The organism is Streptomyces sp. SID11385 (genome assembly GCF_010548245.1).
In the GTDB taxonomy this organism is placed as follows: domain Bacteria; phylum Actinomycetota; class Actinomycetes; order Streptomycetales; family Streptomycetaceae; genus Streptomyces.
Genome location: NZ_JAAGLR010000685.1, coordinates 1 through 384, shown reverse-complemented (window position 1 = coordinate 384; position 384 = coordinate 1). Strand labels below are relative to the sequence as shown.

The following is a 384-nucleotide window of genomic DNA, read 5'->3' as shown; positions in this document are numbered from 1 at the left end:
GACCCGCATGTCCGTTCTCGTCCCCCGCCTGCGCCGCGCCGCCGCCGTCACCGTCGCCTGCGCCGCCGGTGCCACGCTCTTCGCCACGGGCACCGCCCAGGCGCACGGCGCGAACCACGCACAGCGCCCGGCCCAGGCGCACGGCACGGGCCACGCCCCGGCGCCCAGGACGACCGTCGCGCCGCTCGCCGCCGGCCTCTACCAGTCGGCCTACTCGGAGCGGAACCACGTCCTGTGGGCCACGACCGCCGTGGGCCGGCCCCCCGTCACACAGTCGGCGCTGCTCAAGGTCGACCCCGTGACCCTCGCCGTGAAGGCCACCTACGAGGCCCCCGTCACCGACACCGCCACAGGGGCCCGCCAGGCCGTCTACGGGGTCGCGGT

Annotated in this window: 1 pseudogene; it reads left to right on the top strand. The window is 77.3% G+C overall.

From position 1 onward, the window contains the following. Positions 1-7: 7 nt before the first annotated feature. Positions 8-384: pseudogene (locus G3I42_RS20570) on the top strand (YncE family protein); the annotation flags it as partial.